The sequence below is a fragment of the Frankia sp. CcWB3 genome, from assembly GCF_977927595.1.
Window position 1 is genome coordinate 14,908 of the sequence record NZ_CDWRCK010000007.1, and the last position, 20,372, is coordinate 35,279.

A 20,372-nucleotide genomic window follows, 5' to 3' on the forward strand; every position below is an offset into this window, starting at 1 on the left:
GGCCCCATCCCGTCGATCACATCGGGTGCCCCGCGCGCGCCTCGACCTCCGCGAGCCGCGCACCCACCTCGCCGCGCTGCTCGGCCGGCGCCGGCGGCGGTCCGTCCCTCCGGTGCCGCTGCTCCGGCAACGAGCTCGGGATGATGCTGGTCGGCCGGCCGGGGGCCAGGTAGACCCATCCGGCCTGGCGCCACTGGTCGGCGTCGAGCGCGTGCCGGGCGTCCACCATGACCTTGCGCCGGACCACGGCCCCGAGCCGGGCCGGGTCCAGGTCGGCGAACTGGCGCCACTCGGTGAGTAGGACCAGCGCATCGGCCCCCTCGACCACGGCCTCGACGGAGCCGCTGTAGGCGAGGCCGGGCAGGGCCCGCCGGGCGTTGTGCGTCGCGACCGGATCCACGACCGTCACCTCGGCGCCGGTCCCGGCCAGCAGCCCCGCGACCGCGAGCGCCGGGGAGTCCCGCACGTCGTCGGAGTTGGGCTTGAACGCGGCGCCCAGCACGACGAGGCGCCGGCCGGCCAGCATGCCGTCCAGGGCCGCGGTGACCAGGTCCACCACGCGGTCCCGGCGGCGATTGTTGATCTCGTCGATCTCGCGCAGGAAACGCAGCGCCGCACCGACCCCGAGCTCGTCCGCGCGGGCCTGGAAGGCCCGGATGTCCTTAGGTAGGCAGCCGCCCCCGAACCCCACCCCCGGACGCAGGAAGTTCCCGCCGATGCGCACGTCGTGGGACAGCGCCTCGGCCAGCGTCAGGACATCGGCATCGACCGCCTCGCACACCTCCGCCATCGCGTTGATGAAGGAGATCTTCGTCGCGAGAAAGGAGTTGGCCGCCGTCTTCACCAGCTCGGCCGTCGCGTAGTCCGTCACGATGACCGGCACCCCCTGGGCGATCACCGGCGCGAAGGCCGCCCGCATCGCTCCTTCCGCAGCCGGGGAGGCGACACCGAAGACGAGCCGGTCCGGTCGCAGGGTGTCGGCCACCGCGAAGCCCTCCCGGAGGAACTCCGGGTTCCAGGCCAGCTGGACGCCAGCAAGATCGCTGGAGATGTCGGCGGGCTCGTCCACCTCGTCATGGCCCAGCCCGTCATGGCCCACCTCGACGCGGCCCAACCCGCCGGCCCCCGCCACGCCGAGCGCCGTCTCGTCCGCGGCCGGGCGGTTCGCCGGGGCGAGCTGCGCGATTGTCCGGGCTAGCCCCGCAGCCGTGCCGGCCGGCACCGTCGACTTGCCGACCACGAGGCACGGCCGGGTCAGCAGCGGCGCGAGGCGCTCGATGGCGGCGTGCAAGTGGCCCAGGTCCGCCCCGTAACCGTCGGCACGCTGGGGGGTGCCCACACAGACGAAGTGCACGTCGCCGAACTCGGCGATCTCCTCGAAGGAGGTGGTGAAACGCAGCCGTCCGGTCCGGAGGTTCGCGCGCAGGAGGTCGGCGAGGTCGGGCTCGAAGAACGGGATCTCCCCCGCGGACAACCGCTCGATCTTCGAATGGTCGACGTCCACGGCGAGCACCTCGAAGCCGAGCTCCGCCATGCACACCGCGTGGGTGGCCCCCAGATACCCGGTGCCGATGACGGTCAGGCGTGGGCGAGGCCCGGTTCCGGGCCCCGCCGCATCATCAAGGCTGTCCGACGAGCTCATCAGACTCCTCCTCCTCATCGTCGTACCCCCCTGGATTGAGACGCTGAAACTCCCAGGCATCCCGGCACATGTCCGCGACATCCCGGCGGGCTGACCAGCCGAGCGCCGTACGGGCGAGCGCCGCGTCGGCGACCAGTGCGGCGACGTCCCCCGGCCGCCTCGCCACGACGCGGCTGGGGAGATCACGAGCGCAGGCCGCGGAGAAGGCCGCGAGCAGTTCCCGCACGGAGGTGCCAGCGCCGGTCCCGAGGTTGATGACCCGATGTCCCGCCTGGTCATCAAGATGATCGAGAGCGAGTCGATGGCCCTCCGCCAGGTCGACCACGTGGATGTAGTCGCGTACGCCCGTGCCGTCGGACGTGGGGTAGTCGTCGCCGAAGATAGACAGCTCCGGGCGCCGGCCGACCGCCACCTGGGCCAGGTAGGGCATGACGTTGTTCGGCACCCCACGGGGGTCCTCGCCGAGCAGGCCCGACTCGTGCGCCCCGGTGGGGTTGAAGTATCGCAGGGACGTCACGTGCCAGGACGGATCCCGGGCGCAGAGGTCGGCGAGGATCTGCTCGCACATCCACTTGGTGCGCGCGTAGGGATTGGTCGGGCGGGCCGGCGTGTCCTCGGCGATCGGTACCTTGGCCGCCGCTCCGTAGATTGCGCACGAGGACGAGAAGACCAGCCGGCGCACGCCGTGCTCCGCCATCACGGAGACCAGGCCCAACATCGCGTTGACGTTCGTGTCGTAGTACTCCAGCGGGATGTCGACCGACTCGCCGACGGCCTTGAGAGCGGCGAAGTGAATAACGGAATCGATCTTCCATCGGCGGAACACGTCACCGAGCGCCGCCCGGTCACGGACATCGAGCCGCACGAAGTCGATGTCGCCGTCCACCACCTTACGCAGCCTGCCCAGCACCCGTGGTGAGCTGTTGGCGAAGTTGTCCACTCCCACTACCCGATGACCCGCGGCAAGCAGGTCCACCCAAGTATGGGAGCCGATGAACCCCGTAGCCCCGGTCACCAGGACCGTCTCGGCTCGACTCGTCGACGTCATAGCTCGGTTATCCACTTCTTCGTGATCAACTGAAACAACTCGCCACAGGTGCTCCATTCCGACCCGGAACAACCGATCCCGGCAGCGGGATCAACCCGACGACGGCTAGGATCCGTACCTGGGATCGGCACCACGACCACGCCCGTCGCGCCGGTGCCCTTCGGCTGGACCGCGCGGTCCCGGCCGTTCGGGCAGCGAACACCGCGATGGGCACGGGCCCGCACTGGGCGGCGAACATCAGGCACAGCAGAACATAATCCCCAGATTGGTGCATCGCCGACCTGGTAGCGGCCTCGGCGATCCCGGGGACGACCGCGATCCCGGTGAACCAGGCGATCGGCGCGAGCAGGAGCCCCGGTCCGGTCACAGCGCCAGCGTCGGGTAGTGCACGGCCGGTGGCAAGAACCGCGCGCACGGCACCCGGGGCCGGCGGTCCACGTCCCGGAAGAAGATGCCCGGGAAGAAGATATGTCCGGGAGGTGGCGGGGCCACGGGAACTCTCGGGTCACCATTGCCGCGGACATCCCGGGCCGGTCGCCGTTCGCCCACGCATCGGCGGCGAAGGCCCCGTCTCGACCTGAGCGCGCACGGCAGGTACGTGGCGCTGACATCCTCGGCGGGTTGCGGACCAATGCCACCGATCTCACGTAACACGGCGGTGCACACGGCGTGGTGCCGGCCATCGCGAGCCATCCCCCCGCAAACAGAAAGCCACGTCCCCGGAAAGCTCGGTATCCGGGGGGACACCTTGACGCCGGTCAAGCGACCTGACGGCTCTCCGCGAGCTGGCCGGCGAACCAGGAGATCGTCCGGGTGAGCCCGTCATGCAGGCTCGTCTTCGGTTCCCAGCCCAGGAGGGTCCGGGCGAGGGTGATGTCGGGTTGGCGTACCGAAGGGTCGTCCTGGGGCCGCGGGACGAAGGTGATCGGCGCCGTCGATCCGCACAGGTCACGGACGAGCACCGCGGTGTCGAGGATCGACATCTCGTGCGGGTTCCCAATGTTCACGGGCCCGGGCAGGTCCGAGTGCAGAAGTCGGACGATGCCGTCGATCAGGTCGTCGACATAACAGATGGACCGGGTCTGGGTTCCGTCACCGGCGACCGTGATGGGCTCGCCCCGCAGCGCCTGGGAGATGAAGGCCGGAATGGCGCGACCGTCGTCGACCCGCATCCGCGGGCCGTAGGTGTTGAAGATGCGAACAATACCGGTGTCGACGCCGTGCTTGCGCCGATAGGCCATGGCCACCGCCTCGGAGAATCGCTTGGCCTCGTCGTACACACTGCGTGGGCCGACCGGGTTCACGTTGCCCCAGTAGCCTTCCGGCTGGGGATTTACCTGTGGATCGCCGTAGGACTCCGAGGTCGAGGCGAGCAGGAACCGAGCATTCTTCTGCCGCGCCAGGCCAAGGGCGTGGAAGGTACCGAGCGAACCGACCTTGAGTGTCTCGATCGGCAGCTCGTAGTAATCCACCGGAGATGCCGGGGATGCAAAGTGCAACACGACGTCGACCGGACCGGAAACATAAATAAAATCATTCACATCCCGGTTGACCAGGCGGAAACGTGGATCGGCGAGCAGATGCTCCACGTTCTCCGGCCGGCCGGTGAGGAAGTTGTCGAAACAGATGACCTCGTAGCCGCCGCCCAGTAGGCGTTCACAGAGATGACTGCCCAGAAAACCGGCGCCGCCGGTCACTATCGCACGCACGTCGTGTGCTCCCGGATCTGGAATACAGAGGACCCCGGAGAGTGCCCGTCGATCGCTGTCCGGAGTCCGGCGACGACGGGCGGCCTCCCTTGAGCCATGCGAAGGAGGCGGCGCATCGGATCAGATCGCGCCGCGAGGCCAGGTTGGAGGATCGGGGGAAAGGGGCATCAAATTGATCGGAGATCAGGAGATCAGTGACTGCTCACCCGCCGGGGGCGCTCAGCATGGACGCTGCCGGACCCGTCTCGAATGGCCACAGGATACGAACACCGCACTACCCCCCAGTAGTCTGATGGCCGACAACGCCGACTCTCTGCGGCATCGTACACAGGTCATCGACGCGTTAGTACGCGGCCCCGGCTCAGTCTCCCTCCTCGCCGCGGTCAATACGATATAACTGCCTGTCACCGAGGGTGCCCGGCTCCCTCCGGGAGATGTCAATAGCCGTGCCGGATCCACCTGCATTGGATGAGCAATCCACCGCCAGGGGACGGGGCACGGTCACCCGCGGAAGTGCCGCTCGAGGGCGATCGCGTGACGCATCGCGGCGCGTCCCCGGCGGGTGTCCCCGGCATCTCCATAGGAGACCGCGAGCCGGTACCAGCGACGCCATTCGCCCGGCGCCGCCTCGGCCTCCGCCCGACGCTGGGCGAACGCGGCGTCGGCCGATGCGCGGTCGATCCGGCCCGACGGCCGGCGCACGAGAACCGGCTCGTCGGCTCGGGCGCCGGGGTCGAGGTCGAGGTCGGGGTCGAAGCCGCGGGCGGTACCGGGCTCGACGTCAGCCGTCGCATCCGCGGCTACGTCGAACATCCGGGCAAGCCGCTCGGTGTCGCGGCCGAAACGCAGCTCACGCAGGATGACGACGGCGCCGATCAGCGGAAGCAGCACGACACCGAGACCGAGTCCACGGGCCGCCCAGCGATCGTCGCCGAGCAACTGGATTCCCCGCCACCCGATCAGCCCGAGGTAGAAGCCACACGCCGCGACGAGCACGGCCACCAGCCACCGGGCCCTCACCTAGACGCCCCGCCCGATGCCGACGCCACCGGACCGTCCGGATCCAGCCGGATCCGCGCCCCGGGCGCCGCCAAGGTCGCCACAACCAGCCGTCCCGACTCCCGAAGACAACCGAAGAGCGCCACATACAGGGGTCGCGTCGCCGGCAACGGGACTCCGCCGTCGATCTCGTAACGGGTGTTGGTCACCTTACGCACCTGTGCCTGTGAATCAGGCGCGCCGACCGGCGGAGCGTCCACCCGCCAGGCGAGCATCATCTCCGTGCAGCCCGCGGGCCAGGTCCACCGCAGCCGGTCGTGCTCCAGCCGCAGGTCCGAAGCGGCGGAAAGCTCGTCGGCTGCGGTGCGCGGCGCCGACGGCCGGTCCGGTGCGGCCTCCGGACGCCCGGAGGTCGTCGGCGGCGATGCCCACGGGGACGGGGAGGGGAGCACCCTGTGCTCCCGGGCGAGGGCGGTGACCACCCCCCTCGCCCGGGCGGCGTCAAGCCCGTCCGCCTCCGCCTCGGCGACCAGCGCCGCGGCCTCCACGGGGAGCAGCACGTCCTCCACAAGAACGGCCGCGGCCACCCGCGGGCGCAACCGCTCGGTCGTCGTCACGGCGAGCGCATCGAGGTAGGCGTCCGGCTCGCCGTCGACCAGCAGCGCACCGACCGCGGCCAGGAGATCGTCGAGCAGTGCCCGCCGGCGGTCCGGCCGACGGGCCCGGTTGCGGACGAGCGCCGCATCACGCACCGCTCGGATCTCCGCCCGGCCGGTGCCGGGCCGCACGCCGATCAGGTCGAACAGGCTCCGGGGCGGGGTGCTTCCGGTGATCCGGCCCAGTTCATCGAGATCTGCGCGGACCTGGCCGAGTACCTCGGCGGGGATCGCGCCGGCCGAGGCCTCCGTGGCGGAGCTCCGCGATCCGGCAGGCAGGGCCCGATGACGCCGGATCCGCAGCGTGAACGCGGGGTCGTCGATCCCCTGGGATGCCGCCAGCGCCCGCAAACCGACGATCTTGTCCTCCGGGAGTCCACCGAACCGGGCGACGAGTCGCCCGACCGCGGCGTCCAGGGAGGCGAATCGTTCGTCGTCCCGGGCGGCGCGGGCGGCGGCGACCCGATCCCGCAGCTCTAGGCGCGCGGTACGGGTCGCCAGTGCCGCGACGAGCTCCGCGTGCAGCCCCAGCAGACCGATAATCACTCCTCGGTAGCGGGGGTGGTCCCGGCTGCGCTGCCAGAACGCCCCGACATCCGCGGTCCTGGCCTCGATTGCGGCGTCGTCGAGGGTGTCCACCTCGTCGAGCGGGATGTCGTAGATCTCGAAGGGATCGCTGTGCTCGGCCCCGCCCCGGCTGTGCACGACGGCGAGGACCCGGCGACGGTAGTCGTTGGAGTCGAAGGACCGCATCGCCGCGCCCCTCAGATCCATCCGCTCGGCGCACCACCCGGGCCGCCGCGCTCCCGGCGGGCCCGGGCCACCTGTTCCCGCTCGCGGGCGACGTCGGCCTGGCTCAACGCGGCCGAGGTCTCCACCCGTACCGTGAGCGGCCGGTCGACGAGACCCTCATGCGTCGCCGTCACCTCCAGGATCCCATCGAAACCCATCCGGAAAATGATCTCAATCTGGGAGCCGGCCGGGAAACCGGGCGGGATACCCGTGATCTCGGCCTCGGCAATGACCTTGTTGTCCTCGATACGCGCCGATTCGACACCACCGGCCTGTTCGACGACGTAGACGGTGACGGCGTCCTGGTCGTTGCGCACCGTCCCGAACGCGCGCCGGACGGCAATCGGAAGCCGGTCGTTGCGGTGCACCAGGAAGACTGCCCCCTGTTCACCGAACCGGTTCAACGCCAACACCCCGAAACCACGCGAGACAACGTTGACGACCTGTACCTCGACGGTGCGGCGCACCCGCTGGGCGGGCAGGCCGAGGACGCTCGCGAGCCGCCGGCACGCCGCGTCCAGGTCCGCTGGGGCGGCGGTGTCCACGGCAGCCCCGTCAACCAGCTGACCGCGGGTCACCAGGTCGGCGGCCACCAGGCGTTCCAGCGCCTTCTTCTCCCCGTAGATCGCGGCCCCGCGGGCCACGGCGAGGTCGGGATCGGTCAACTCGACGGGCACGGCGAACTCGGCGGCGAGGCGCCTGGCCACGGCCGGCATCCGCGCCGCGCCGCCGACGAGCAGGATCCGGTCGATCCCCCGCACCCCTCGGGCCCGCGCGGCGTCGACCGCGACCCGGGTAAGGGTGATCGTCCGGTCAAGCAGACCGGCGGTGAGCCGTTCGAGTTCGTCGCGGGTCAGCGTGACCTCGGTGGACAACCCGGCGTGCTCGACCAGGACCGTCGTCGATGCGACGTCGGTCAGCTCCCGGCGAGCCCGTTCGGCGGCGAGCGCGAGCGCCTGGGCGGTCTCGCCGCCGTCGAGCGGGTCCCGGGCGCCGGGATGGGCCGCGAGGAACCGGTCGCAGAGGAAGAGCACCACCTTCTCGTCCCAGTCGGCACCGCCCAGCTGATGGTCACCGTCGATCGCCACCACCGACACCCGCCGGTCGGCGAGCTCGACCACGGTGACGTCGAACGTACCGCCGCCCAGGTCGTAGACGAGCGCGACCTCCTCCGCCGCCATTCCCGGACCACCGAGCGTACGCCGTGCACCGATCTCGAAGCGGGCAAAGCCGTAGGACAGCGCCGCCGCGGTCAGCTCGTTGATGACGTCGACGACATTCAGCCCCGCGTACTCGCCGGCAAGCACCGTCGCGCGGCGCTCCTCGTTCCCGAAGTAGGCCGGAACGGTGATCACGACGTCCTCGACGGGCTCGCCGGTGGTGAGCGCGGCGTCGGAGACCAGCGCCTTGAGGATCAGACCGCTGACGGCCGGCGCCGACCAGGCCGCGCCGCGGGTGACGAAGCGCCAGTCCCCGTCCCCCATCCGCCGCTTGACCAGGGAGCACACGTCGTCGGGGCGCGCCCGGGCCAGCCGCCGCGCGGTCTCCCCGGTGATGTAGTCGTCGGCCCCCACGAACAGCACCACGCTCGGCAGCGTCCGCGCGTCGTCGGGCAACGGCACGATCTGCGGCTCGCCGGAACCGGACACCCGGGCCAGGCAGCTGAACGTCGTACCAAGATCGATACCGAAGATGCTACGGGTACCCGCCGGGAAACGACGGTCAACGTGTCCGACCACACCCGGAAACCTATCTTTCGCGGCCCGTGGTGACAGCAGACACCTGCCCCGAAGTGCCCGCGGCGCTAGTCCAGGTCGAGCAGCGACTCCAGACCGACCGTGAGTCCCGGTCGCTCGCCGACCTTCCGCACGCTCAGCAGCACCCCCGGCATGAACGAGGTGCGGTCGTAGGAATCATGTCGCAGGGTGAGGGTCTCCCCCGCGCCCCCGAGCAGGACCTCCTGATGCGCGACGAGCCCGGCGAGGCGGACGGCATGCACCGGCACACCGTCGACCCGGGCGCCGCGGGCACCGTCGAGGGCGGCGGTCGTCGCGTCCGGGCCGGCCACCGGCAATCCGGCGGTGGTACGCGCCGCGGCGACCAGCTCCGCGGTACGCCGGGCGGTGCCGCTTGGCGCGTCGGCCTTGCCGGGATGGTGCAACTCGACGATCTCCACCGAGTCGAAGAACCGGGCGGCCCGGGCAGCGAACGTCATCATCAGCACGGCGGCTACCCCGAAGTTCGGCGCGACGAGCACCCCGACCCCCGGTGCCGCGGCCAGCCAGCCACGCAGGATCGCGAGCCGCGGCTCGTCGAAGCCGGTGGTGCCGACGACGACGTGCTTGCCGGCCTGGACACACCAGCGGAGGTTGTCCATCACCGCGTCCGGGGTGGTGAAGTCGACGACGACGTCGGCCGCGGCGAGCGCACCACGGTCATCGCCGACGCCGAGGGCCGCGACCAGCGCCAGGTCGGCGGCGGCTTCGACGGCAGCACACACCGTCGACCCCATCCGTCCCCGTGCACCGAGCACCCCCACTGCTATCCCTGTTGCCGGTATCCCGGTTGCCGGGACAGCACCGGCTACCGGGCGGGAGTCGGGGTCGGACATTCAGTGAACCTCGAACCTCTCGGGAGGAGAGCCGCTAACGGGCGACGGCGGCGCTGAAGTCGTGGTCGTCGAAGGGTCCGATAACGCCCAGGGCCCAGGACTGGTCCAGCAGCTCCCGCGCGATCGTGGTGACGTCGTCGAGGGTGACCGCGCCCACCCGGGCGATGATCTCGTCGACCGGCAAGACCTCACCGTGGACGAGCTCGCTCTTGCCGAGGCGGCTCATCCGGGATCCGGTGTCCTCCAGGCCGAGAATCATCGAGCCGCGGTTCTGCCCACGGGCCCGGTCGAGTTCCTCGGCACTGATCCCGTGCTCGGCGATCTGGCGTACCTGCTCACGGGCGAGCTCGAGGACCATATCGGCACGCTTGGGGGCGCATCCGGCATAGACGCCGAACAGGCCCGCGTCGGCGAAGTGGGAGGCGAACGAACCCACCGAGTACGCCAGCCCCCGCTTCTCCCGGATCTCCTGGAACAGCCGCGAGCTCATCCCACCGCCTAGCGCCGTCGACAGCACGCCGAGCGTGTAACGGCGCGGATCGTGCCGGGACAGTCCCCTAGTGCCGAGCACGAGATGCGCCTGCTCGGTCGGCCGGTCGGTCACGACGATGCCGGGCGGCTGCGGGTAGTCGTACGATCCGCCACGTACCTCGAACGGCTCGGCGCTCACTGTCAGACGGTCGGCGAACGCCTCGGCTACCAGCGCCAGCGCCCGGTCGTGCGCCAGGTTGCCGGCGATGGAGACCACCATCGCCGGCGGGATGTACCGGGAGCGGTAGTAGTCCGCGATGGTCTCCCGGCCCAGCCCCTCGATCGACTCGGTCGTCCCGAGCACCGGGCGGCCGAGCACCGACGACCCGAGCATCGCCTCCGCGAACACGTCATGGACGAGGTCACCCGGGTCGTCCTCGTACATGGCGATCTCCTCCAGGATCACGCCACGCTCGGCCTCGACGTCGTCGGCCGTCACCAGCGAGTTGGTGACCATGTCGGCGATGACGTCGACGGCCATCGCGAGATCGGAGTCGAGCACCCGCGCGTAGTAGCAGGTGTACTCCTTGCCGGTGAAGGCGTTGATGTCCCCGCCGACCGCCTCGACCGACGCGCTGATGATCAACGCGTCCCGGCTGGGCGTGCCCTTGAACAGCAGGTGCTCCAGGTAGTGGGAGCATCCGGCGGTCACCGGCGTCTCGTCGCGCGAGCCCACCCCGACCCAGACGCCGATCGCGACCGAGCGCACCCCGGGGACCCGCTCGGTGATGACCCGCAGACCGCCGGGGAGCACGGTGCGGCGCACCGCGCCGTCCAGCAACGATTCGCCACCGACCCCGCCAGCGAGCAGGTGCGCGGCCCGGGAGCCGGGAACCGGCTTGTTCCGCGGCGCGCCGGCGGTCCCCGCGGAGCAGGTCAGGTCGGGCGTGGGAGTGTCGGACACGACGGGCCGTCAGGAGGCGGCGGCCGCCGCGTCGGCGGCTTCGGCGGCTTCGGCGCTCGGGGACAGGCTGATCTTCCCGCGGCTGTCGATCTCGGTGATCTCGACCTGGAGCTTCTGACCCACCGTCAGGACGTCCTCCACCTTCTCCACCCGCTTACCGCCGGAGAGTGTCTTGAGCTTGCTGACGTGGAGCAGGCCGTCCCGGCCCGGGGTGAGCGAGACGAAGGCCCCGAAATTGGTGATCTTCACAATCGTCCCCAGATAACGCTCGCCGACCTCGGGCATCTGCGGGTTGGCGATCGCGTTGATCGCCGACCGGGCGGACTCCGCCGACGGACCGTCCACCGCGCCGATGTAGATCGTCCCGTCGTCCTCGACGGTGATCTCGGCACCGCTGTCCGCCTGGATCTGGTTGATCATCTTACCCTTGGGTCCGATGACCTCCCCGATCTTGTCCACCGGGATCTTGACGGAGATGACCCGCGGGGCGTGAGCGGACATCTCGTCCGGGCTGCCGATGGCCTCGGCCATCACGTCAAGGATCGCGAGCCGCGCCCCGCGCGCCTGCTGGAGCGCCGCGGCGAGGACCGAGGCCGGGATGCCGTCGAGCTTGGTGTCGAGCTGGAGCGCGGTGACGAAGTCCCGGGTGCCGGCGACCTTGAAGTCCATGTCCCCGTAGGCGTCCTCGGCCCCGAGGATGTCGGTCAGGGTGACGTAGGAGTCGTCGGCGTGGATGAGGCCCATCGCGATCCCGGCGACCGGCGCCTTGAGCGGTACCCCGGCGTTGAGCAGCGACAGGGTGCTCGCGCACACCGAGCCCATGCTCGTCGACCCGTTCGAACCCAGCGCCTCGGATACCTGCCGGATCGCGTAGGGGAACTCCTCGCGGCTGGGCAGCACCGGGAGCAGGGCCCGCTCGGCGAGTGCCCCGTGGCCGATCTCTCGGCGCTTCGGCGAACCGACGCGGCCGGTCTCGCCGGTGGAGTACGGCGGGAAGTTGTAGTTGTGCATGTACCGCTTGGTGCGGTCGGGGTTGAGCGTGTCGACCGTCTGCTCCATGCGCAGCATGGCCAGGGTCGTGACGCCGAGGATCTGCGTCTCGCCCCGTTCGAACAGCGCCGAGCCGTGTACCCGCGGGATGTAGTCGACCTCGGCTGACAGCGCGCGGATCTCGGTTGTCGAGCGACCGTCGATGCGCACGCCCTCGGTCACGATGCGGGAGCGGACGAGCTTCTTGGTCAGTGCCCGGTAGGCGGCGCCGATCTCCTTCTCCCGCCCCTCGAACTGGGAGGCCACCTTCTCGGCCGCGAGCTGGCGGGCCCGGTCGAGCTCGTTCTCGCGCTCAGCCTTGCCGGGGATGCGCAGCGCGGCGGACAGCTCGTCGCCGATTGCCGCGGACAGCGCGTCCAGCACGTCGTCGTGATGGTCGATGAAGACGGGGAACTCCCGGGCGGGCTTCGCGGCGAGCGCGGCCAGCTCGTTCTGGGCCCGGCAGAGCTCACGGATGGCGGGCTTCGCCGCCTCGAGGCCCGCGGCCACGACCTCCTCGGTGGGAGCCGGCGCGCCGTGCGCGAGCAGTTCGACCGTGCCCGGGGTCGCCTCGGCCTCCACCATCATGATCGCGACGTCCGAGCCGTCCTCGATCACCCGACCGGCCACGACCATGTCGAAGGTCGCCCGAGCGAGCTCCGCATGGGTCGGGAAGGCGATCCACTCGCCATCGACGAACCCGACCCGGGTCGCGCCGATCGGCCCGGTGAAGGGCAGGCCGGACAGCGTCGTCGACGCGCTGGCCGCGTTGATGGCGACCACATCGTAAAGGGTGTCGGGATCCAGGGCGAGCACGGTGGCCACGACCTGGATCTCGTTGCGCAGCCCCTTGGCGAACGACGGCCGCAGCGGCCGGTCGATGAGCCGGCAGGTGAGGATCGCGTCCTCGCTGGGGCGGCCCTCCCGCCGGAAGAACGAGCCGGGGATGCGCCCGGCCGCGTACATCCGCTCCTCGACATCCACCGTCAGCGGGAAGAAGTCGAGCTGTTCCTTGGGCTGCTTGCTAACCGTCGTCGCCGAGAGCACCATCGTGTCGCCCAGGTAGGCGACGGCCGAGCCGGCGGCCTGCTTGGCGAGACGCCCGGTCTCGAACCGAACCGTCCGGTCTCCGGCCGGGGTCGCGATGACCGCTTCGGCCGCATGTGTCGAGTCGTCCACTCGAACCACTCCATCCTCTTCCTCGGCCGGATCCACGCGGCCGATCCTCTTCTGCGGCCGGGTCCATGCCAACGAGGATGCCGGTGCTCAGTCGAAGCCCCCGGGTCCGGTGCCCGTACCCATCCCGGCGACCACGACCGAGGTACCGGCGGCTCGCACCACCATGGACCCGGCCAGGTCCTCCACACCGCCGAGCGGACGACTCCGCCGACGGCTCGACGCATTCGGTACCTACCCCCAATGCGTCAGAGGGAGCGTCCCGCCCGGGCCGCTCCCTCTTCGCGCTACCGCCGTAGCCCGAGTCGCTCGATCAGAGCGCGGTATCGGTTGATATCCGTCTTCGCCAGGTAGTTCAGCAGCCGTCGGCGACGGCCGACGAGCAGCAGCAGACCGCGGCGGCTGTGGTGATCGTGCTTATGCGCCTTGAGATGCTCGGTCAGGTCACTGATCCGACGAGTCAGCATCGCGACCTGCACCTCAGGCGAGCCCGTGTCCCGCTCGACGGTGGCGTAATCGGACATGATCTTCTGCTTGACGTCGCTCGCGAGCGGCACGCTCCACCTTCTCCTTCTGTTTCGGGACGGCGCGCGTCCGGGGTCTTCCCCACCCGGACCGATCACCGGACCTCGGCATCATCGCCGTCCGGTCCGGACACACCGCACCCGCCTGACCGGGAAGCCTATCAACCCGAGGGGAACCGCTCGGCCCCCGGCGGAGTGAGCCGAGTTCAGCCGAGTTCAGACGAGCAGGGTTGCCGCGCGGGTGGCCTCCACATCCGCGGCCATCTGGGTGACGAGCTCGGCCACCGAGTCGAAGCGCAGGGTCGGACGCAGCCGATGGGTGAACTCGTAGGCCATGTACTCGCCGTAGAGATCCTCGTCAACGTCCAGGAGGAACGCTTCGACGCGCCGGTCGCGTCCCTCGAACGTCGGATTCGTGCCGATCGAGATGGCGGCGGGCTGGCGGCGGCCGGACCAGCAGGCAAAGCCCGCGTACACGCCGTCCGCCGGAACGGCGGCCCAGGGCGTCACCTGGATGTTCGCCGTAGGATAGCCGATGGTGCGGCCACGCGCGTCGCCGTGCACGACGACACCCTCGACCCGGTGCGGCCGGTCCAGCGCGGCCGCCGCGGCCGCTACGTCGCCCTCGGCCACCCGGGCACGGATCGCCGTCGAGGAGAGCACCTGCTCGCCGGAGCGGACGAGACGGACCCCGTCGACCTCGAATCCCTCCCGGGCGCCCGCCTCCGACAGCGTCGCGAGCGTCCCGGCGGCCCGGTGACCGTAGGTGAAGTTCTCCCCCACCACGACCGCGCTCGCCCGCAGCCGCTCGACCAGTATCCCGTGCACGAAGTCGGCCGGGGAGACCCGGCTGAACTCCAGCGTGAACGGCTCGACGCAGAGCGCGTCCACCCCGGTCCCGGCCAACAGCTCGGCCTTGAAACGCAGCGTCGTGAGCAGGGCGGGATGGCTGCCGGGTCGCAGCACCTCACCGGGATGCGGGTCGAAGGTCAACACCAGCGAACGCTCACCGCGTTCCCGCGCCAGCCGGACCGCCCGGCCGATGATCTGCCGGTGCCCGAGGTGCACCCCGTCGAAGAAGCCAATCGTGACGACCCCGCCCCGCCACTCGACAGGCGTGTTCTCCGCCCCTCGCCACGTTCGCACGTGCGAAGCCTAGGACATTCTCGTGGGGCGCTGTCGGGCCGCCGAGCCCCGGCCGGGTGCCGCCAGACTAGACCGGGGCGAAGACGACGAGCGACCGGACCGCACGCTCAGTCTCCTCGACCAGGGCCAGCACGGTCCCGTCGGGACCGAAGACGCCGTACGTGCCCGGCCGTCCTACCGGGGGCAACCGCCGGCCATGGGACACGTCCGCCGCCGCCTCCGCCGTCACGTCGCGGCGCGGGAAGCCGGCCGCGACCGCGTCGGTCAGCGACGTGACCGCCCGCGGCCCCAGCTCGGCGAACGTGTCGAGAGTCACTGCGCCCGCCAGGTCGAAGGGACCAACGGCGGTGCGCCGCAGGGCGGTCAGATGCGCCCCGCAGTCCAACGCCGCCCCGAGATCACGGGCGAGCGCCCGCACGTACGTTCCGCTGGAGCAACCGACCGTGACCTCCAGATCGGTTCCGGCCGGGTCCACCGCCCCATCGCCCGCGGCCCGCCGCGCCAGCAGGTCGAAGCGGTGGACCGTCACCCGGCGTGGGGCGAGATCGACCACCTCGCCGGCCCGGACCCTGGCGTACGCGCGTACCCCGCCCACCTTGACCGCGCTCACGCTGGCGGGAACCTGGTCGAGCACCCCGGTGAGGGCGGCCATGGCCCGGGTGAGCCGGTCGGCGTCGACGTCCACCGGACGGTCCTCGACCGGCGCGCCCTCGGCGTCGTCGGTCGTGGTAGTCCGGCCGAGCCGGATCGTGGCGTCATACGCCTTGCCGGTGAGGGCGAGATGCCCGAGCAGGCGGGTTCCCCGGCCGGCTCCCAGCACCAGCACACCCGTCGCCATCGGATCGAGGGTGCCCGCGTGGCCGATCCGGCGCTGCCCGAGAATGCGCCGCGCCCTGACGACGACGTCGTGCGACGTCCAGCCGGCCGGCTTGTCCACGACGACGAGCCCGTCGACCTGTGGCCCGGGACCGGTCCCGGATCCCCGGCGGGATGCGGCTCCCCCCGGCCGCGCGGGTCCCCGGGTGGATCCCCCCCGGGTGCTCACCGCGGGCTCCGGGCCGCGTTCCCCGGGCCTCCCAGGCGCGGAGCCTGCGCCAGCGCGTCCCGGAGCACGCCCATCAGCTCGTCGAGCGTCGTCCCGCGGGAGAATCCGGCGGCGAAGCGATGGCCGCCACCACCGAGAGCCGTACAGACCGCGCCGACGTCGACGTCCCCCTTGGAACGGGCCGAGACCTTCCAGACGTCACCATCCTGCTTGCAGACAAGGGCGACCTCGGCCTCCGACACGGTGCGCACCGTGTCGATGAGCCCCTCGATCTCGTCGTACTCCAGTCCCGCGGCGCGCAGATCGGCCTGGCTGCACCAGGACCAGACGAGGTCGTACTCGGGCTCCAGCCGGACGCGGTCGAGAACCTCCCTGAGTAGCTTGAGATAGCCGAAGCGGTGGGTGTCCCACAGGGCACGGCTGATCAGGTCGGGACGGATGCCCGTGGCCAGCAGCCGGGCGGCCAGTTGGTGCACCGCCGGTGTCGTCGCGGCGAAACGGAACGATCCCGTGTCGGTCACCAGACCGGTGTAGATCGCTGTCGCGATGTCCCGGTCGAGCCGCACGCCCAGGGCATCGATGAGGTCGACGACCATGGCGCTGGTCGAGGCTGCCTCGGGGTCGACCAGGTTGAGATCGCCGAACCGGGTGTTGGAGGCATGGTGGTCGACGACCAGGACCCGGCGACCGGCCGTGGTGCTGGCGAGCCTGCCCAGCCGGGACCGGCTGCCGGCGTCCAGGGTCACCACGAGACCCGGCCGGCCGGTGACGGCCTCGGGAGCCACCAACAGATCCTGACCGGCGAGGAAGCGAAGCACCCGGGGAACGACGAAGGGATCGGCGTCGAAGGATACCCGCGGCCTTCCGCCCAGCGACCGCAGCGCGAGCCCCAGCGCCAACGCCGATCCGAGACTGTCCCCGTCGGGGTTCACGTGGGCGATCAGCAGGATGCCGTCACCGGCGTCGATCGCGCCGGTCAGTGCGGTCACCGCGGCCTGGAAATCACCGGTCGGACCGGCACCGCCCGGGCAGGAGCGGCTGACCGGCGCCGCCGACGGGTCCACGAGATCGGTCGCATCGCTCATCGTCAGTTCCCATCGCCGCTGTCTCGTCCCATCGCAGCTGTCTCGTGCCTGTCACCGCGGTGTCCCGGGCCCGTACCCGTCATCCCTCCTGCCGGGCCGTCCCGCCGTACTCGCCCACCTCATCCAGCTCGCCCAGCTCATCGGGCTCATCCGGCTCGTCGGTGGCGGAGCGCGGCCGGCGGTAGGGATCGTCGTCGCCCGCCGGGCGAGCATCCCGACGGACCTCGACCAGATACGCGTCGCGTTCCCGGGCAACGCTGATCAGCTTCTCCAGATGCTGGGCGTCGTCGGGAAGCCGGTCATGAACGAAGGTGAGCGTCGGGGTCACCTTCACCCCCGTAGCCCGGCCGACCTGGCTGCGCAGCAGCCCCCGAGCGGATTCGAGCGCCTGGGCCGACGCCTGCCGCGCCGTCTCATCGCCGTAGACGGTGTAGAAGACCGTCGCGTCGACCAGATCCGGCGTCAGCCGCACCTCCGTGACGGTCACCATGCCGAGTCGAGGATCCTTGACGCCACGCTCCAGCATGGACGCCACGACCTCGCGGATACGCACGGCCAGCCGCCGTGCCCGGGCCGGATCAGCCACCGTCCACCTCCTTGTTCGCCGGTCCCGTCGGCGGCACGCTCACCGCGGCAGATGCACCGGGTGCGTGCGGTTCGCCGGGTGCATGCGGTTCGTCGTCCGCGTCGTCCGCCGAGAAGTAGCGCGCCCGCGCGGCGAGCACCTCGACGTCCGGTCGCTGGGCCACCAGCTGCTCGCAGGAGCAGAGGACCTCAACGCAGTGCGCCCGGTCCGCGGCGACGACCGCCATCCCGATCTCGGCTCGCCGGTACAGATCATGATGGCCGGTCTCGGCCACGCTGAGGGCGAAACGGCGACGCAGCTCCGCCACGATCGGCCGCACCACCGACCGTTTCTCCTTCAACGAGTGCACGTCACCGAGCAGCAGATCAAGGTTGAGGGTTCCGATCCACATGGTCGTCTCCCGCCGCCGGGCACACACCGCCGGTGACGATCGAGCAGGCAGCTCGATCGTCACCGGTCGCGGGCGTGCTCAGGCGCGGGGAACCTCCCGTTGCTCGAACGTCTCGATCACGTCATCGATCTTGATGTCGTTGAACGACCCGAGACCGATACCGCACTCGTAGCCCTCGCGGACCTCCGTCGCGTCGTCCTTGAAACGCTTGAGCGACTCGACCGTGAGGTTGTCGGCCACGACGACGCCGTCGCGGATAAGCCTGGCCTTGGTGTTCCGCCGGATGACGCCGGAACGGACCAGACAGCCGGCCACGTTGCCGATCCGCGGCACGCGGAAGACCTCGCGGACCTCGGCGGTACCGAGCTGCGCTTCCTCGTAGACGGGCTTGAGCATGCCCTTCAGGGCGTTCTCGATGTCCTCGATGGCCTGGTAGATCACCGAGTAGTAGCGGACCTCGACGCCCTCACGGTCGGCCAACTCCGTCGCCTTGCCCTGCGGCCGGACGTTGAAGCCGATGATGACCGCGTCGGAAGCCGACGCCAGCATCACGTTGGTCTCAGTGATCGCACCGACCCCACGGTCGATGATCCGCAGACCGACCTCGTCGCCGACATCGATCTTGAGTAGGGCGTCCTCGAGCGCCTCGACCGAACCGGACACATCGCCCTTGAGGATGAGGTTGAGCTGGGTCTTCTCGCCCTCCTTCATCCGCTCGAGGATCGTCTCCAATGTCGGACGGCCTCGGCTCAGCGCCAGCTCCGCGTTACGCTCGCGGGCCTGACGACGTTCGGCGATCTGACGGGCCACTCGGTCCTCGGGCACCACCAGGAAGTTGTCACCGGCGTCGGGAACGCTGGTGAACCCCAGGACCTGGACGGGCCGGGCCGGGCCCGCCTCGACCACCTGACCACCGTGTTCGTCGAGCATCGCCCGAACCCGACCGAACGCCTCGCCGGCGACGACCGAGTCACCGACCCTCAGCGTGCCGCGCTGGACCAGCACGGTCGCCACCGGACCCCGGCCCCGGTCGAGCCGGCCTTCGATGGCGACACCCTGCGCCTCGACCTCGGTCGGAGCCCGTAGGTCCAGGGAGGCGTCGGCGGTCAGGACGATCGCCTCGAGCAGGCCGTCGATGTTCGTCCGGTTGCGGGCGGAGACGTCGACGAACATCGTGTCGCCGCCGTACTCCTCCGCCACCAGGCCGTACTCGGTGAGCTGGCCCCGTACCTTGGCCGGGTCGGCGCCCTCCTTGTCGACCTTGTTGACCGCCACCACGACCGGGACGCCGGCCGCCTGGGCGTGGTTCAGCGCCTCGATGGTCTGCGGCTTCACCCCGTCGTCGGCGGCCACGACCAGGACCACGATGTCCGTCACCTGCGCACCGCGGGCCCGCATGGCGGTGAAGGTCTCGTGGCCCGGAGTGTCGATGAAGGTGATCGGACGCTCGTCGCCGTCGACCTTGGCCCGCACCTGGTAGGCACCGATGTGCTGGGTGATACCACCGGCCTCGCCCCCGACCACGTCGGTGGAGCGGATGGCGTCCAGCAGTTTCGTCTTACCATGATCGACGTGACCCATGACGGTCACGACCGGCGGCCGGGAGCTGAGCTCGACGTCGTCGCCGTACTCCCCGCCGAAGGAGAGGTCGAAGCTCTCGAGGAGCTCCTTGTCCTCGTCCTCCGGACTGACGATCTGGACCTCGTAACCGAGCGTGACGCCCAACAGCTGCAGCGTCTCGTCGGTGCAGGACTGGGTCGCGGTGACCATCTCGCCGAGCTGGGTGAACACGACCTGGACCAGAGCGCCCGGGTTCGCATCGATCTTGTCGGCGAAATCGGCCAGCGAGGCGCCACGCGGAAGCCGGATGGCCTGCCCGTTGCCGCGGGGCACCATCGCGCCCATGCGCGGCGCTTCGAGCCCGCTCTCCCATTCCTGCCGCTTCGCGCGCTTGGACTTGCGCTGGCGACCGGGGCGACCACGGCCACCGGGGCCGAAAGCGCCCGCCGTGGTCCCACCGCGGCCACGGCCGCCGGCCGCGGGACGACCGGGCGCACCGCCACCGCCGCCGCTGCCACCGGGACGACCGGGCGCGCCACCCCGCCCGGCGAATCCGCCGGGACGCGGACCGCCGCCACCGGGACGACCAGGAGCGCCCCCACCTCCCGGGCGCCCGGGAGGGCCACCGGCGGGTCGAGGCTGGAACATGTTCGCGTTGGGGCGCGGCCCCCCGGTGCCACCTGGGCGGGGCGGCATGCCACCCCCCGCTCCGGACCGTGGGCCACCGGGGCGTGGCGGCATCCCGCCGGGAGTGGGCCGTGGACCACCGGCGCCGGCGCCACCGGGTCGCGGTCCACCCGGCCGGGGGGTGCCTGGCCTGGGGGTGCCCGGCCGCGGGGCGCTGGGCCGGGGAGTGGACGCCGACGGCGGACCCGACTGACCGGCCGACGGGCGCGGCCCAGCGGATGGACGGGGCCCGGCGGACGGCGTCGTGTAGG

General features: G+C 70.9%; 16 protein-coding genes. All 16 read right to left on the reverse strand.

Going from position 1 to position 20,372, the window contains the following annotated elements; translation table 11 throughout:
- Positions 1–16: 16 nt before the first annotated feature.
- Positions 17–1,642: a UDP-glucose dehydrogenase family protein gene (locus ACY5KJ_RS01345; RefSeq protein ID WP_462185759.1), complete on the reverse strand. Its 1,626-nt coding sequence runs from the start codon at positions 1,640–1,642 to the stop codon at positions 17–19.
- The gene (gene galE, locus ACY5KJ_RS01350; protein ID WP_462185760.1) at positions 1,620–2,690 is read right to left on the reverse strand and encodes a UDP-glucose 4-epimerase GalE; all 1,071 of its coding nucleotides are present in this window, start codon (positions 2,688–2,690) and stop codon (positions 1,620–1,622) included. Before galE ends, ACY5KJ_RS01345 begins: the two co-directional genes overlap by 23 nt.
- Positions 2,691–3,448: 758 nt before the next feature.
- On the reverse strand, positions 3,449–4,399 hold the full coding sequence (locus ACY5KJ_RS01355; protein ID WP_462185761.1) for a UDP-glucuronic acid decarboxylase family protein: 951 nt from the start codon (positions 4,397–4,399) through the stop codon (positions 3,449–3,451).
- Positions 4,400–4,900: 501 nt separating this feature from the next.
- The gene (locus ACY5KJ_RS01360) at positions 4,901–5,419 is read right to left on the reverse strand and encodes a hypothetical protein (protein ID WP_462202573.1); all 519 of its coding nucleotides are present in this window, start codon (positions 5,417–5,419) and stop codon (positions 4,901–4,903) included.
- Positions 5,416–6,828: a hypothetical protein gene (locus ACY5KJ_RS01365; RefSeq protein ID WP_462202575.1), complete on the reverse strand. Its 1,413-nt coding sequence runs from the start codon at positions 6,826–6,828 to the stop codon at positions 5,416–5,418. Before ACY5KJ_RS01365 ends, ACY5KJ_RS01360 begins: the two co-directional genes overlap by 4 nt.
- Positions 6,819–8,585 carry an Hsp70 family protein gene (locus ACY5KJ_RS01370; protein WP_462202576.1) on the reverse strand — a complete coding sequence of 589 codons (1,767 nt, stop codon included), beginning with the start codon at positions 8,583–8,585 and terminating at the stop codon, positions 6,819–6,821. Before ACY5KJ_RS01370 ends, ACY5KJ_RS01365 begins: the two co-directional genes overlap by 10 nt.
- A 65-nt stretch (positions 8,586–8,650) precedes the next feature.
- On the reverse strand, positions 8,651–9,385 hold the full coding sequence (dapB, locus tag ACY5KJ_RS01375) for a 4-hydroxy-tetrahydrodipicolinate reductase (RefSeq protein ID WP_462185796.1): 735 nt from the start codon (positions 9,383–9,385) through the stop codon (positions 8,651–8,653).
- Positions 9,386–9,491: 106 nt separating this feature from the next.
- Entirely contained in the window at positions 9,492–10,892 is a 1,401-nt protein-coding gene (locus ACY5KJ_RS01380) for a M16 family metallopeptidase (RefSeq protein WP_462185764.1), read from the reverse strand.
- Positions 10,893–10,901: 9 nt separating this feature from the next.
- On the reverse strand, positions 10,902–13,100 hold the full coding sequence (locus ACY5KJ_RS01385) for a polyribonucleotide nucleotidyltransferase (protein ID WP_462185765.1): 2,199 nt from the start codon (positions 13,098–13,100) through the stop codon (positions 10,902–10,904).
- Positions 13,101–13,384: 284 nt separating this feature from the next.
- Positions 13,385–13,654 carry a 30S ribosomal protein S15 gene (gene rpsO, locus ACY5KJ_RS01390; RefSeq protein ID WP_462202578.1) on the reverse strand — a complete coding sequence of 90 codons (270 nt, stop codon included), beginning with the start codon at positions 13,652–13,654 and terminating at the stop codon, positions 13,385–13,387.
- Between the two features lie 183 nt (positions 13,655–13,837).
- A complete protein-coding gene (locus tag ACY5KJ_RS01395) occupies positions 13,838–14,767 on the reverse strand; it encodes a bifunctional riboflavin kinase/FAD synthetase (RefSeq protein ID WP_462202580.1) in 930 nt (309 codons plus the stop codon).
- A gap of 67 nt (positions 14,768–14,834) precedes the next feature.
- A complete protein-coding gene (truB, locus tag ACY5KJ_RS01400; RefSeq protein WP_462185768.1) occupies positions 14,835–15,812 on the reverse strand; it encodes a tRNA pseudouridine(55) synthase TruB in 978 nt (325 codons plus the stop codon).
- Positions 15,809–16,897: a DHH family phosphoesterase gene (locus ACY5KJ_RS01405; protein WP_462202582.1), complete on the reverse strand. Its 1,089-nt coding sequence runs from the start codon at positions 16,895–16,897 to the stop codon at positions 15,809–15,811. Before ACY5KJ_RS01405 ends, truB begins: the two co-directional genes overlap by 4 nt.
- 79 nt (positions 16,898–16,976) lie before the next feature.
- Positions 16,977–17,483: a 30S ribosome-binding factor RbfA gene (gene rbfA, locus ACY5KJ_RS01410; protein ID WP_462185770.1), complete on the reverse strand. Its 507-nt coding sequence runs from the start codon at positions 17,481–17,483 to the stop codon at positions 16,977–16,979.
- Positions 17,476–17,874, reverse strand: a complete 399-nt coding sequence (locus ACY5KJ_RS01415) for a DUF503 domain-containing protein (RefSeq protein ID WP_462185771.1) — start codon at positions 17,872–17,874, stop codon at positions 17,476–17,478. The genes rbfA and ACY5KJ_RS01415 overlap by 8 nt, the downstream gene beginning before the upstream one ends.
- Before the next feature lie 78 nt (positions 17,875–17,952).
- The coding region (gene infB / locus ACY5KJ_RS01420; RefSeq protein ID WP_462202584.1) for a translation initiation factor IF-2 at positions 17,953–20,372 on the reverse strand (2,420 nt) is incomplete at its 5' end.

What these genes read in the sequence shown, in the direction of transcription:
- ACY5KJ_RS01345 (WP_462185759.1), bottom strand. Translation starts at nt 1,642, where the DNA reads ATGAGCTCGTCGGACAGCCTTGATGATGCGGCGGGGCCCGGAACCGGG.
- galE (WP_462185760.1), bottom strand. Translation starts at nt 2,690, where the DNA reads ATGACGTCGACGAGTCGAGCCGAGACGGTCCTGGTGACCGGGGCTACG.
- ACY5KJ_RS01365 (WP_462202575.1), bottom strand. Translation starts at nt 6,828, where the DNA reads ATGGATCTGAGGGGCGCGGCGATGCGGTCCTTCGACTCCAACGACTAC.
- ACY5KJ_RS01405 (WP_462202582.1), bottom strand. Translation starts at nt 16,897, where the DNA reads ATGAGCGATGCGACCGATCTCGTGGACCCGTCGGCGGCGCCGGTCAGC.
- ACY5KJ_RS01415 (WP_462185771.1), bottom strand. Translation starts at nt 17,874, where the DNA reads ATGTGGATCGGAACCCTCAACCTTGATCTGCTGCTCGGTGACGTGCAC.